The sequence below is a fragment of the Psychrobacter sp. 1Y4 genome, assembly GCF_051847555.1.
On sequence record NZ_JBPYDE010000012.1, the window covers coordinates 63,990 to 78,982 of the forward strand.

Genomic DNA, 14,993 nt, shown 5'->3' on the forward strand with positions numbered 1-14,993 from the left:
GGAAAACGTTATGCGTACCCAAATTAATGTGAAGTATATAGATCATCCAGAAATCGAAGAGGCCGACTCTATTTTACGTAGCTGCGTACACTGCGGGTTTTGTAATGCCACTTGCCCTACTTATCAGGAATTGGGCGACGAGAGAGATGGCCCACGTGGACGTATTTATTTAGTAAAACAGCTACTTGAGACCGGAGAAGTTAGCGAAAAATCACAAACGCATCTAGACCGTTGTCTAACCTGTCGTAGTTGCGAAACCACTTGTCCTTCTGGCGTAAAATATGGGCGCTTGGCTGAGATAGGCCGCGGCATCATGGAAGAGCAATTAGAGAGACCACTACAACAGAAAATGTTGCGCTGGTTGATACGCCAAATCTTGCCCTATCCGAAGCGCTTCGGGCTTTTATTACGCTTAGGACAACTGTTTCGATCCTTTTTACCTCATGACTTAAAGCAACAAGTACCCATCAAACAAATCAAGCGCGCTTTGCCGACCCAGCAGCATACACGCCGGATGTTGGTATTAGCAGGATGCGCGCAACCATCAGCAACTCCAAATACCAATATTGTGACCGCTCGCGTGCTCGACAAATTAGGTATTAGCTTATTTACTGCGCCCGAAGCCGGTTGCTGCGGTGCCGTCAGTTATCACATGCCAGCCCATGAAGAAGGATTGGCTTTCATGCGGCGCAATATCGATGCTTGGTGGCCTTATATTGAAGACGGCGTAGAAGCTATTGTTATTAGCGCCTCAGGCTGCGGCTCGATGGTCAAAGACTACGGCGAAAAACTACAGTATGACCCAGCTTATGCGGCCAAAGCGAAACGAGTAAGCGAGCTGACTCGTGATCTTGGAGAAATATTAGTTAAGGAAGATCTGAGTCAGCTGCAATTGCAAGATAAGGGGCGCAAAATAGCCGTACACTGTCCTTGCTCTTTGCAACATGCCCAGCAGCTTAGCGGCTCAGTTGAACGGATATTGCAGCAGGCAGGCGTTGAGCTCACGCCTACTAAAGACAAGCATTTATGCTGCGGCTCTGCTGGGACTTACTCAATACTGCAGCCTAAGCTGAGTCAACAATTACTAACCAACAAGCTTGCGGACTTGACGATTGGTTATCCAGAGCAGATAGTAACCGCTAATATAGGTTGCCAACTCCATTTAAGTAGCCGATCAAGCATACCAGTGAAGCACTGGATCGAACTGTTGGATCCGCAGTAGTTAGATTTACGATAATAGGTAATTAAGTTGAATCTCCTTATTTAAAAATGAAGATAAAGGTAGTTAAATTCTCTAGATATTTTCTGAACTTAGTATATGGGTTTTAGTCAGTTAATATTTACGACATCAACCAATCAGGCTTCTTTAAACTCAGCACATGAGCACTATCGAGAGTCCTTATGATTACTTCAAATTTCGACTTACACATTATTGGTGGCGGTATTATTGGGCTTGCGACTGCAGTGATATTACAAGCACGAGGTGTAAAGGTAGCATTGCTAGAGGCAAATAAAGTTGGACAAGGCGCGTCATTTGGCAATGCCGGACATATCGCGCCAGAGCATGTGTTTCCGATAGCTGATGCCAGCATGCTCCGTCATATTCCAGCCATGTTATTGAATCCAACAGGACCGCTACGCATAGACTGGCGTTACTTACCTCGTTTGATGCCTTGGGCCATTCAGTTACTACTGAATATGCGTCCTGAACCATTTGAGCGCATTCATCAAGCGTTATTAAGCTTAAATACTAACTGCCTTCAAGCATGGCTAGACTTTGCCAACCAGTGGCAACTAGACGATTGGATAGAGGTAAAAGGTTCGTTATTGACCACTGAAAAAACAAGTGGCATTGATCTGCTCATGACCCAAGGCAAGCGTCTTAACGATGTTGGCGTGACCAATGAACTACTGACCAAAGAGATGCTATTAGAACATGAACCCGCCTTACAAGATAATCAATTAGCGGCGTTGTTTTTCCCAAACACAGGACATATCACCAATTTAACAGCGGTAATCAATCAGCTTAGCAGTACTTTTAGACACCTTGGTGGTGAGATTATTGAACATTGCCGGGTCCTTGAAGCGCACACTGATGTAGACGGCATTCGCTTGAAGACCAATCAAGGTGATATCATCGCCTCCAAAGTGATGTTATCGGCAGGTGCTCATTCAAAAGCCTTGGCTAAACAATTAACGGGGGTCAATGTTCCTTTAGATACCGAACGTGGTTATCATTTGATGTTACCTCATGAAAGCAAACGCATACAGACTCCCGTAACCAGTCTAGATCGGCGCATTGTGATGACACCGATGCAGGAGGGTTTACGTTTGGCGGGCACAGTAGAATATGCAGGACTTGAAGCTCCTGCTAATATGCAACGAGCGCACATATTCTTACAGCATGCACAGCCCATGCTAAAGACTCCCTTAAATTCCAACGATAATGTGCCATGGATGGGCTTTCGTCCATCAACCTCTGACTCTCTCCCTGTTATAGATAAGATTGAGCGTGTGTTTTTAAACTTTGGCCATCAGCATTTAGGCTTAACACAAGCTGTTGTCAGTGCAAAAATGATTGCCGAATACTATTTTGATGAAAGTCATACTATCGACCCCAAACCTTATCAGCTTGCCCGGTTCAGATAAGTAGGTTGTCAAAACATTGTTAATTGGGCAAAGACTAGGGCGTGTTGAACATTCGATCATGGCACTAACAGAGACTATTTTTTAGGCGATTCAAAGATAAAAATAGTAAGTTTAGTCATTCTAAGCGTCTCTTTTTATCAAATGAGCAGCAAAAAATAGTCCTGTCCTCTCAGGCTGATGCTAAAAAACGCCTTTATATCAAGATTATATCAAAGATCTTTCGCAAATCTGGAAACCGATTTCATTCTTTCTCGTATAACACCTAGTAGCTGAATCAGTGGTTGTCTGTGCCAAATAATGCTATTATTAGCAGCTAAATTTAAAATGAATAAATTTGGCTATCGACGTCTTATTTACTCCTAATTACTTTTAAAAAATCCACTCAAAGCATTGATAATAATAAATTTATTTTCTTAGCAGCTCACCTCCTTTCGATTGTATTAGTAAGAGTCCTCTATGGCATTTGTACACCTTGGCATTCACAGCGAATATTCAATTACCGATTCTATCGTGCGCATCAAGCCGCTTATCAAAGCTGCTGCTGCCGATAATCAATGTGCGCTGGCGTTAACTGATTTATCCAACCTTTATGCTACGGTGAAGTTCTATCGTGCCTGCCTTGGTGCTGGTATCAAGCCGATTATCGGTAGCGAAGTCATCATGGATAATGAAGATACACGGCTAACCCTGCTAGCGATGGATAACGAGGGCTACCAAAACATCACCCGCATCGTATCGCTTGGCTTTACCGAAGGTCGCGCTGATCCTGATAATCACGGCGTACCCATCGTCAAGCGCAGTCATATCTTAGAGCACGCAGCGGGCGTTATCGTATTGCTTACGGAAAAGTCAGATGTCGGTCAAGCGCTGGTCGGATCTATGCCAGAAAAAGCCGATGAGCTGCTGACAGAATGGCAAGCGCAGTTTGATGATCGCTTATACTTTGCTATCAAGCGTACCAACCGTCCAGGGGAAGATGCTTTTATTAAAGCCGCTATCCACTCAGGCGCCAAACACAACATTCCTCTCATTGCGCATAACGATGTGCGCTTCTTAGAACAAGACGATTTTGATGCTCATGAAGCACGCGTCTGTATCGCAGGATCTTATGTACTAGCTGATCCAAATCGTCCAAGACTGTATTCAGATGAGCAATACCTTAAGACTCAAGAACAGATGGAGCAGTTGTTTGATGATATTCCACAGGTTATTAATAATACCTTACGTTTAGCAACCCGCTGTAATGTGACCTTGACCCTTGGTATTAACGTCCTGCCCGACTTTCCTGTGCCTGAAGGTGAGACGATTGAATCGTTTTTTCGCGCGGAGTCAATACGTGGCCTTAATAATCGATTGGACAAGCTATTTCCGATTGAGGAGCGCGATGATAGTTGGGACGACTTTCGCAAACAGTATGATGAGCGTCTAGAGTATGAACTTGAAGTTATCTTATCGATGGGTTTCCCCGGTTACTTCTTAATCGTCATGGACTTTATCCGCTGGGCGAAAGCCAATGGCGTACCGGTAGGACCAGGGCGTGGTTCTGGTGCTGGCTCACTAGTCGCTTATGCACTGAATATTACCGACCTTGACCCCATTCATTATGACCTATTATTCGAGCGTTTCTTAAACCCTGAACGTGTCTCCATGCCCGATTTCGATATTGACTTTTGTATTGAAGGTCGCGATAGAGTTATTGATTATGTCGCACAAACTTATGGGCGTGAAGCAGTCTCGCAGATTATTACCTTTGGTACCATGGCAGCTAAAGCGGTGGTGCGCGATGTGGCACGAGCACAAAGTAAATCTTACTTTCTTGCCAGCAAACTATCTAAACTTATTCCAAAAACCCCAGGCATCACGCTCAGCCAAGCGCTTGAGCAAGAGCCGCAGCTCAAAGACTTAATCTCCAACCCTGATAATATGGATTATGAAGATGCCATTGAGATTTGGGAGATGGCGATTAAGCTTGAAGGCGTATGCCGCAACGTTGGTAAACATGCCGGTGGCGTCCTAATTGCCCCGCATAGAATTACTGATTTTAGCGCCATTTACTGCGATGATGACGGACATCGTGTTAGCCAATTTGACAAAGATGATGTCGAAGATGTGGGCTTGGTAAAGTTTGACTTTTTGGGTCTGCGTAATTTAACCGTTATCAATGCTGCGGTAGAAAACATCAATCTACGCCGCGCAAAAGAAGGTCTCGATGCGCTAGTATTAGAAGACTTGCCACTAGATGACAAAAAAGCTTATAAGCTGTTACAAGATGCTAAGACCACGGCCGTCTTTCAGCTAGAAAGTATGGGCATGAAAAAATACTTAGCCAAGCTACAACCAACCAATATCGAAGACGTCATCGCTATGTGTGCGCTCTATCGTCCAGGACCACTCGATGCAGGTATGGTTGAGATGTATATCGACCGTAAACATGGCCGCGAGGAGGTCATCTATGACCATCCAAACCTTGAGCCGATCCTCGAGAACACCAACGGCGTTATTGTCTATCAAGAACAGGTCATGCAGATATCCCAAGTCATGGCAGGCTATAGCTTGGGCGGTGCGGATATGCTACGCCGAGCCATGGGTAAAAAGAAACCTGAAGAGATGGCCAAACAGCGCGATATCTTTGTCACTGGTGCGACCGCGCAAGGGATCGATGAAGCGACCTCAGGTGGCGTATTTGACTTGATGGAGAAGTTTGCCGGTTATGGCTTTAACCGCTCGCACTCCGCCGCTTACGGTGTGCTCGCTTATCAAACCGCTTATCTCAAGCAGTACTACCCTGCCGAATTTATGGCTGCGGTACTTACCTCTGATATGAACAACACTGACAACGTCGTGTTCTTTATTAATGATTGCCGCGAAAACTTTGGCCTCACGGTTGTCAATCCATCAGTGAACCGTAGCGAGTGGCACTTTGTTGCCGATACGCCGACCAACATTATCTACGGCTTAGGAGCGATCAAAGGCGTGGGTGAAGGTGCGGTTGAGTCTATCGTCGATGCGCGTCGCCGCGGAGGCCCTTTTAAAGACCTCTATGATTTTTGCCGCCGAGTAGATATCAAAAAAGTCAATAAGCGTACTTTAGAGGCCTTGGTAAGCGCCGGCTGTTTTGATGACTTTGCCGCGACGTTGCGACCAGACTTGCCAAGCGATGAAGCTTACGAGATTCGCGGTGCACTCATGAGTCAGTTGCCAAGCGCGGTACAAGCCGCTGAGCAAGACCGCCAAAACAACGAACTTGGCATGATGGATTTGTTTGGTGAAATGGACGGCGTGGTCGCAGCACCGCCTCTAAAAATGACGCCAGAGCTGATTTGGGGTGATAAACACCGCCTCAAAGCAGAAAAAAACACGCTAGGGCTATATCTTACCGGCCACCCTATTAATGAGTACTTAGATGAATTAAAGCGCTACACCTCCGGTGCTCGTCTCGATAAGCTCACAGACACAGGTTACAACGGCAGCTGCTACTTTGCAGGCCTTATTATCGATATCGCCAACTTCGGTAACCGAAATGTGATTACCTTAGATGACGGTACCTCACGATTAGAAGTCAGCTGCTATGCCGAGCGTTTTAATCGCGTTAAAGACCAGCTAAAGGTAGATGAAGTGGTCATTATTAAAGGCAGTATCCGTGAGCGTGATGGCCGTCTGTTTGCACGACTTGATAATGCCATGACCATGGTGGATGCACGCTTGCGTTGGCTCAAAAAAATTAGTATTAAAATACATGGTAGTGATATTCAATTACTCACGCGTTTGCAGCCACTGCTCAAATCAGCACAAGCTGACATCATCCCAGCACCGCGCTTGACTTATAATAATGATCAGGACGAACAAGACAGTAATAACACTGGTGTCTATGATCCTGTTATGGGTGGTAGCTTATATGATGAAGATGGTAACGACTTGTTGGCGCTAGAAAATGATATGAATCAAAATACACTTCAACAAAATGGCAGCAGCTATGCCAACAACGCTTTGAGCAATACCGACGACTCAATCAATGATAATTGCTTACCACTTGGCTTGAGCATCTATGAAAGTTATGGTATCGCTAATGTAGGGTTATCTGAGCATTGGCGCGTCTATCCTAATGACGACAATTTGCAGCAGTTAAAGAGCATGGTGACTGAAGACAACCTGCATTTTCATTATAGTTGATACTATAAATATAGAAGTTTAAAAATATTTTGACACTGGATAGGTATTAATGACCAAAGAACACTTCAAAAAAGACCATATAAACAAAAACTTAGATGATGGTATTATCAATCATGAACAATTCGAAGATTTGCGTGAGTTGTTTGAAGAAGATTTTGAAAAATTGATACGTGCTTACATAGTTGATAGCCAGCATCGTATCGAAACACTACGTGCAGCGCGAACAGCGAATGACAATGTCAACGGTTTCGAGATCGCCCATGCGCTAAAAGGCGCTAGTGCCAACCTAGGAGCAACTCAGTTGGTAGCGCTTAGTCACCAGCTACAAGAGCACTGCCGCGAACGTAAAATTAACCAGCAAGCAAGTCTGATAGAAGACATTGCATTAGCATTACAACATGTCGAACAAGAAATCAATAAAAGACTGAGTTAATAATGAGCACTTCTGACTTACCCGTATCTCCCAACGTTTCAACATTTACCGCTGCTGATTATCTGTCTTGCTTACAAGTTGTCATGGTCAATACCACTTTACCTGCCAACATTGGTTCAGCAGCGCGGGCCATGCATACTATGGGCCTGTCACGTCTGACAGTCGTCGATCCTAAGCTACCGATTGATGAAACCAGTATTTCTCATGCGGCAGGAGGCAGTGAGCTACTATCATCGGCTTTGATAACACCAACACTAGAGTCTGCAATAGAAGATTGTCAGTTGGTGTTTGCAGCCAGCAGTCGTAGTCGTCATTTACCGCGCCCTGTGGTCACACCCACACAAGCCGCCAAAATCATGTGTGATTTTATTGATACTCAATCTACTTTTGATATAACAAATAATAACGGCAACGCTTCTGGTACTGGTAAACCAAATATCGCTATCTTATTTGGCCGCGAAGATAGAGGTTTAACCAACGAGGAATTGGCTTATGCCGATTATCATATTCAGATTGATGCCAATCCTGCCTATCCCGTGCTTAACGTCGCATCAGCCGTCCAAGTGATTGCCAGCTTTATATTTGCTTATACGCGAGCGCATATAAAAGCTGATAACGATATGTTAGAGTTGACGGAACAAACGACGTTGAACACCTATGCACGTCAGCAATGGGACGAGCCAGCGATTACTCAGCAACAACTACAACAGCTTACTGAGCGTACCACTGCCTTGATGGTTCAACGCAAACTGGCTGATAGTGAAAACTTAAAATCATTGCCCTCACGTTTGTCTCGACTTGGCTCACGCATTCAGCTTGATCAAAAAGAGTATCAGTTGCTAAGCGCACTTATCGCTAAGCTTTTAAAAGATTAAACTCTGTGACGTACAAGGTTTAAGGTATTGATTTTTTGACATTATTCACGGTAGTGTTACTATCTACAAGCAATATAATTTAATCATAAAAAGGAATTTAAAATGAATTGGAACGTTTATTTGTCCGGAGAAATACATACCGACTGGCGACAGAAGATTATGCAAGGGGCAAAAGATTATGGTCTTGCTATCACCTTCACATCAGCAGTGACTGAGCACGAAGCCAGTGACGCAGCCGGTGATGTGCTTGGCAAAGAGGAAAATGGTTTTTGGCGCGATCATAAGTCGTCAAAGGTTAATGCGATTCGCACCAAAAATATGATTCAAAAATGCGACATTGCTATTATTCGCTTTGGCGACAAATATAAGCAATGGAACGCAGCATTCGATGCTGGCTACTGTGCTGCACTGGGTAAGCCTTATATCACCTTGCACGCTGAAGATATTATCCATCCATTAAAAGAGGTTGATGCTGCGGCCATGGCATGGGCACAAACGCCCGAACAAATTGTCGAGATATTAAAATACGTTATTAGTGACAGCTAAACGATAAAAGATTGCCTATAGACAAAGCGCCACTGGTTAGTGGTTGATAGGTTGTTTACTGGCAATCTGTTTTTACTTACGACTCATCGCTATGTTTTATGCTCTGAAAATGCTATAACTAAAGAGATTGTAATCAAAAATACGATAGGATGATTTATGTCATTGCCAACCGCCTTATTCAAATCAATTGCCAGCATCAAGCACGACCTAAAAGAAGATATTGATGCGGTATTTAATCGCGATCCGGCTGCTCGCAACAGCCTGGAAGTCATCCTAACCTACCCTGGCATTCATGCACTTATTTTGCATCGCGGGGCGCACTGCTTATGGCAAAACGAGCAAAAGCTTGCTGCCCGCGTGGTGTCTTATGGTTCACGTATTATGACTGGTATTGAAATTCATCCTGCAGCCAAAATCGGCAAGCGCTTTTTTATTGACCATGGTGTCGGTGTCGTTATCGGTGAGACGGCTGAGATTGGTAACGATGTTACTTTGTATCATGGCGTTACCTTGGGCGGCGTATCATGGAATAATGGTAAGCGCCATCCAACATTAGAAGATGGTGTCATCGTTGGTGCTGGGGCAAAAGTTTTGGGGCCATTCACCGTTGGCAAAAATGCTAAGATTGGCTCAAATGCAGTAGTTGTAAAGCCTGTGCCAGCGGGTGCAACGATGGTTGGTAGTGCAGCTCGCATGATTTCAGAACATCATGATGAAAAAGGCAACCCAATCATAGCCAAAGTCGACGATGCAAAACAGCAGGAAAAAGCAGCGCAGGCGGCTCAATCTAAGACCACTACACAAAGCACAGCACGCGCTACTGCCTTTCAAGCTTATGGTATTGACCCTACTTCACAAGACCCAGTCGCTGAAGCATTTGCCAAAATGCTCAATCATATCCAGCAGTCTGAAAAACGCTTAGATCAGCTGCAAAAAGCGATGTGTAAGATTGATCCAAATTTTTGCCAAAAAGAATACGACAAATTATGCCTAGAAGATCTAGATGTTATTGATAGAGAAGATATGAGTGAAACAGATGCTAAGCAACACTAGTTTAATTTATAGCTTGGCTATACAACTTATGTAACTAAAAATATGATAAGCCTATTATATACAGCATTCTATCAAATCTAAAAGCTTAAAAAAGCACACTGGAGTTTGCATTGATTACATTAAGCCCTATCAAACGCCGGGTGCTGTATGTCACCCTTTTTGAGATATTTGCTGTCATGTTGACCACATTTATCCTAGTGGTATTAAGTGGCAGTGATACAGAACAGTCGTTGAAACTTGCTGTTATCATAGCTATTACCGCTGTTATCTTGAACTTTGTTTATAGCACTTTCTTTGAGTACTGGGAATGACGCAATCAAATAAAAACCCGTACTTTTAAGATACGTAGTGTCCATGCAATATGCTTTGAAGGAGGACTTACGTTAGTGTGTTTGCCAGTTTATATGTTTTGGTATGGCGTTGGCATATGGACCGCTCTTACCATGGAAGTCTCTCTTACTATTAGCTTTGTAGTGTATATCTTTATTTTTACTTTACTTTTTGACAAAGTATTTACGCCTCCCTATCAAGCTGCTATGACCACAAAATCTCCATAGAGCCTACTAACGAAGATTAAGGTGCTATCAGCGCTAACCGTTCTCTACATCAAACAATACTTCAAGCGATTTATCCAACTTTAAAAATATCACTTGTAATTAACTCTTTAACCCCCGCTCTTTCATGTGCTCTAAATGGATAACGATCTGCCATTATTATCCATTCTTTCAACCATTTGTATTTTTTTTCTTGGCTTAGGCTATTCTTAACGAAGGATGGTTTGACCATCAATATATCGATGTCCATGGTGACTTTTTTTATCTGATTGGCCACTGTTGGCTCGGTTAAACGTTGTCTGTTACAGTCACGTTCAAACTGCTTAAAAGTCTGCTGCAGCTGCTGTAGAGTGAGTGCAGATCTGAGAGAAAGATAAACACATTGGTTGGTATAATCAGGCTTTGGTTGCGCTTTGGTCGATGTAAAATCAGGATTTTGAAATGCAGTAGACAACTGCATGTCTCCTAACACGGCTAGACTTTTTCGAACGCGCGGCAAATAGTACTCGGCTTGATAATTACTACCCAAAGCCAATAATACTGCTGTCACGGACTGCGCTTGCAACGCCTCAGGTGTACAAACCTCTAACGTTTCCAAATCAAAATCAGCCAGATCATTATGTACCTTATGCATCGTTGCCCTTGCTTACAACTGGCTTATCTTCAATGGCTTTTGCATAACGAGTGATTTGCACCCCAACTGCATCGGCCTGCTTAATAGCAGTTGGCTTGGCAACGCTTAAAGTGACTTTATGACAGTGATATTTTGTGAGCAGCTGATCTGCGATTTGGCTAGCCAGATACTCAAGCAATTGCGCCTTGATATCTTGACACCACTCTCTGACATCATCGCAGACCGCTTTATAATTTAGCGCATCATTCACATCATCAGAGAATGCGGCAGCGTTTATATCCGTCTCAAGCGCTATATCAATCAATAATGGCTGCGTAATGGCGCGCTCCCATTCATAAACCCCGATAACTGCCTCTACTGTTAAGCCTTTTACAAATACCACATCAGATTCGGTATGAAACATGATTTCATCCTTGTTTGCTAAGTTTTTGTTTAGGTGATCAATTCTTACTTTACATCCAGTTTTTATTTGGCTTGTTGCAAAGCTTCTTCACGTAGACGCTCAGCTTTTAGCGCTTTACTAGGGCGATGACGCCATAAGTCAATGCTAAATAATAACAGACCAAGCCAAATCAAGCCAAAGACCACTAGACGATGCAAATCAAAAGGTTCTTTATAATAAAATACGGCTAAAAAGAAAATAAAAGTCGGGGTCAAATAATTCATAAAGCTTAAAATGCTATAAGCGACCAGTTTTGTCGACCTATTGAATAGTAATAGCGGTATCAAAGTGATCGGACCTGCCAACATTAATAGCCAAATGTTTGACGTAAACCAAAAGCCAAGCTGGCTACTGACCACATCAGCTTGCCAAAACCACCAAATAAAGATGGGGACGAGCATGGTGGTCTCAACGAACATTGCATCGACAGGAGTCAAAGGCGTTTGGCGTTGAATAGTACCATAAGTACTAAAACTAAAGGCTAAAATGAGCGATAGCCATGGTAAGCTACCCAGCATCACCACCTGAATGACTACAGATAACAATGCAAAACCAATCGCTACCCATTGTAAGGATCGCAGGCGCTCTTTAAATAAAATCATCGATAAAGCAACGCCAACTAGCGGACCAATGAAATACCCCAAACTCGCCTCAAGAATACGATCATGATTGACTGCCCATACGTAGGTGAGCCAGTTGGTCGCAATAATAATACCTGATAAAAAAGTCAACGCTATCCATCTTGGATTTTGTTTTAAGGTATCTATCCACTGCCAACGCTTGGTCACAACTACGACGATTAACAAACAGGCAAACGTCCAAACGATGCGATGACCGATGATTTCTGTCGCATTATAAGCCGCTAGCTGTTTAAAATATAAAGGGAATGCGCCCCATATACAAAAAGCGATCAGCGCAGTGATGATGCCACTTCTCGTAGTTTTGATCGGGACTACTGGTTTTTTGACGACATTTTGGGTAGTCATAAGGCAAGACAACTTATCAGAGCAAAGCACGACCTTACCTATCTTTATAAACAATAAAAGTTTATTGGTAAGAGCGCAGGGTTACTACATATAGGATAAAAAGTAAAAAGCAATGCGTTATACCCATTTAGGTATCAACACATTGCTAACGATGACTGCATTTTCAAAATAAAATATAAGGGTTAGAAATCTCTCAAATTAACCCTCATTTTGGTTTACTCTTAACACGTTTACTCTCTTGGTGTTTTTAATATCTATGCCTTGCTATGATCGACTTGGATAGACATACCGATTTGATTGGCAAGCTCTGCAAAACCTGGGAAACTGGTATTGACCGTTTCAACGCCTTCAATGATAATCTGTTCAGACGCACGTAAACTAGCAACAGAGAAACTCATAGCAATGCGATGATCATGATGCGAGGTGATATGTCCGCCACCAAATACAGGTTGGTTGTTATTCACTTCACCATTTTGACTTTGAATACCTTGCCCTTCAATGATTAAGCCATCGTCCGTAACTGTACAATCAACACCAAGGGTTTTTAACCCATCGGCCATGACGGCGATACGATCGGACTCCTTAACACGCAACTCTTTCGCACCAGTTAATACCGTACGACCTTGCGCACAGCTAGCGGCAACGAATAATACAGGAAATTCGTCAATCGCTAATGGGACTAAATACTCTGGAATTTCAATACCGACTAGGCTTGAACTACGAATGGTGATATCAGCCACTGGTTCGCCACCAACGTGAGTCTCATTACTTAAGCTAATATCTGCCTGCATCAGCTTTAAAATATCGATGACACCAGTACGCGTAGGATTAATACCGACTTGTGTTAAGGTCAATTCACTATCTTGACTGATAGCAGCAGCTACCATAAAAAAGGCCGCAGAAGAGATGTCAGCAGGGACGGCGATATCACCACCTGTCAGCGTACCACCACCTTCAACGCTAATGCGATTGCCATCGACGGTCACAGGATAACCAAAGGCTGACAGCATACGCTCGGTATGGTCACGACTAACCTCAGGTTGAATAACGGTTGTTGTACCCTCGCTCCATAACCCCGCCAACAATAAGCAAGACTTGACCTGTGCTGATGCGACCGGCATATCATAATCAACACCTTGGAGCGGCTTACCGACGTTATCACGGCCAGTAATACTTAATGGCGCTGTGCCACTATGCCCAGTGCTTTGAATGACTGCACCCATCTGGCGAAGTGGTGCTGCGACACGCTCCATTGGACGCTTATTTAAGCTAGTATCACCTGTCAATACGCTATCAAATGATTGTGCCGCCAAGATACCAGCTAGCAGACGCATACTGGTGCCAGAATTACCCATGTATAAAGGGGTTTTGCTAGGTTTTAGACCGTTCATTCCGACACCATGAATAGTCAGTTTACCATTGTCAGGGCCTTCTATCGTCACGCCCATATCACGGAATGCTTGCAGCGTCGCTAACGCATCCTCTCCTTCCAAAAAACCTGTGACGTTGGTCACTCCTGTTGCGAGGCTACCAAGCATAATACTGCGATGGGAGATAGACTTATCACCAGGAATAGCAATAGTACCAGTGACAGTGTTGCTGTTATTGTTGTTGGGAGAAATAAGGTAAGAAGCTGACATAGCAGGGGTATCCGTATAAGGGGTGCTGGCTAACATATGACCAAAATGTCGCCGTGCGGCTTGCGCGCGGCCCAAAAGGCCCATCAGGGCGGTTGAATCTTTATCAATGATAAGTTGGCGTATGTCCTGTAGATAGACGCTGTACTCATCAAGAGCGCTCACAATCGCGCTTTGATTGGCAAAAAATATATCATGCCACATCTTGGGGTCGCTGGCAGCAATACGAGTAAAGTCCCGAAACCCGCCTGCTGCATAGCGAAACATATCTAAATTGTCATCATGACTTGCCAGCTGCTCAACAAGGTTAAACGCAAGCAGATGCGGCAAATGACTGGTATGCGCCAATATGGCATCGTGATGGTCAGCCTCCATTGTCATGACCATGGCTCCTACTGCTTCCCATAGCTGACGTAGATTAGCAATTGCAGAAAAACTGGTCGTTGGTAGGTTACAAATAATGACACTATGATTGACAAATAATGAGGCACGCCTAGCGTGATATCCTGAATTTTCAGCACCAGCAATCGGATGTGCTGGCACAAGCCCTATAGGTAGCGAGGTAAATACAGTTCTGGCAGCCTCAATGATATTGACTTTGGTACTACAGACATCGGTAATGATACAGTCTGTGGCCAGCTGTCCACTGTCCATTGCGTTTTTGATATCCACAAACACGGCTTGTACAGCTTGTACTGGTACCGCAATGACTATCAAATCACTACCACTAACCACGTCATCAAGTACAGAACTACCGGCATCAAGCAATCCATCTTGAATGGCTTCCTCTAAACTTGGCACATGCCTATCTACCGCTACCAAACGCTCGCTTACACCATTGTCTTTAATTGCTTGAGCAAGACTGGCGCCAATTAGCCCTAAGCCAATCACGCAAACCTGTTTAAATAGAGGTGGCTTAACGTTTAAAGACGGTCGTTTATTATTTTTCTGCTTGTTTTGCTGGCTACTCACGGCATTACTCATTGAACAAACCAATCCATACCGCTACGTAAG

General features: G+C 43.8%; 13 protein-coding genes. 9 read left to right on the forward strand and 4 right to left on the reverse strand.

Annotated elements, in window-relative coordinates; translation table 11 throughout:
* The first annotated feature begins 10 nt into the window (after positions 1-10).
* The 9 genes from glcF (at position 11) to ACS8FC_RS11035 (ending at position 10,283) form a co-directional block, all read left to right on the forward strand.
* A complete protein-coding gene (gene glcF / locus ACS8FC_RS10995) occupies positions 11-1,222 on the forward strand; it encodes a glycolate oxidase subunit GlcF (protein WP_439296803.1) in 1,212 nt (403 codons plus the stop codon).
* A 179-nt stretch (positions 1,223-1,401) separates the two neighbouring features.
* Positions 1,402-2,649, forward strand: coding sequence for an NAD(P)/FAD-dependent oxidoreductase (locus ACS8FC_RS11000; protein WP_439296804.1), 1,248 nt, complete (start codon positions 1,402-1,404; stop codon positions 2,647-2,649).
* A gap of 456 nt (positions 2,650-3,105) precedes the next feature.
* Positions 3,106-6,819: a DNA polymerase III subunit alpha gene (gene dnaE / locus ACS8FC_RS11005; protein WP_439296805.1), complete on the forward strand. Its 3,714-nt coding sequence runs from the start codon at positions 3,106-3,108 to the stop codon at positions 6,817-6,819.
* 49 nt (positions 6,820-6,868) lie between these two features.
* Positions 6,869-7,252, forward strand: coding sequence for an Hpt domain-containing protein (locus ACS8FC_RS11010; protein WP_439296806.1), 384 nt, complete (start codon positions 6,869-6,871; stop codon positions 7,250-7,252).
* Between the two features lie 2 nt (positions 7,253-7,254).
* Positions 7,255-8,127, forward strand: a complete 873-nt coding sequence (locus ACS8FC_RS11015; RefSeq protein ID WP_439261430.1) for an RNA methyltransferase — start codon at positions 7,255-7,257, stop codon at positions 8,125-8,127.
* Between the two features lie 102 nt (positions 8,128-8,229).
* Positions 8,230-8,673, forward strand: a complete 444-nt coding sequence (locus ACS8FC_RS11020; protein ID WP_299220519.1) for a YtoQ family protein — start codon at positions 8,230-8,232, stop codon at positions 8,671-8,673.
* Positions 8,674-8,829: 156 nt separating this feature from the next.
* Positions 8,830-9,726: a serine O-acetyltransferase gene (gene cysE / locus ACS8FC_RS11025; RefSeq protein WP_439261431.1), complete on the forward strand. Its 897-nt coding sequence runs from the start codon at positions 8,830-8,832 to the stop codon at positions 9,724-9,726.
* Positions 9,727-9,836: 110 nt separating this feature from the next.
* Positions 9,837-10,037 (forward strand): chlorhexidine efflux transporter, encoded by a 201-nt coding sequence (locus ACS8FC_RS11030; protein ID WP_439296807.1) that lies wholly within the window; start codon positions 9,837-9,839, stop codon positions 10,035-10,037.
* A gap of 30 nt (positions 10,038-10,067) precedes the next feature.
* A complete protein-coding gene (locus ACS8FC_RS11035) occupies positions 10,068-10,283 on the forward strand; it encodes a chlorhexidine efflux transporter (RefSeq protein ID WP_439296837.1) in 216 nt (71 codons plus the stop codon).
* Between the two features lie 70 nt (positions 10,284-10,353).
* Here ACS8FC_RS11035 and ACS8FC_RS11040 read toward each other — a convergent pair whose 3' ends face one another.
* From ACS8FC_RS11040 to ACS8FC_RS11055, 4 genes are all read right to left on the reverse strand, one after another.
* Positions 10,354-10,914, reverse strand: a complete 561-nt coding sequence (locus ACS8FC_RS11040; RefSeq protein ID WP_439261433.1) for a 2-amino-4-hydroxy-6-hydroxymethyldihydropteridine diphosphokinase — start codon at positions 10,912-10,914, stop codon at positions 10,354-10,356.
* Entirely contained in the window at positions 10,907-11,317 is a 411-nt protein-coding gene (gene folB, locus ACS8FC_RS11045; RefSeq protein ID WP_439296809.1) for a dihydroneopterin aldolase, read from the reverse strand. Before folB ends, ACS8FC_RS11040 begins: the two co-directional genes overlap by 8 nt.
* A gap of 62 nt (positions 11,318-11,379) precedes the next feature.
* On the reverse strand, positions 11,380-12,342 hold the full coding sequence (gene rarD / locus ACS8FC_RS11050; protein ID WP_299220505.1) for an EamA family transporter RarD: 963 nt from the start codon (positions 12,340-12,342) through the stop codon (positions 11,380-11,382).
* A gap of 254 nt (positions 12,343-12,596) precedes the next feature.
* The gene (locus ACS8FC_RS11055; RefSeq protein WP_439296810.1) at positions 12,597-14,963 is read right to left on the reverse strand and encodes a bifunctional prephenate dehydrogenase/3-phosphoshikimate 1-carboxyvinyltransferase; all 2,367 of its coding nucleotides are present in this window, start codon (positions 14,961-14,963) and stop codon (positions 12,597-12,599) included.
* Positions 14,964-14,993 lie beyond the last annotated feature (30 nt).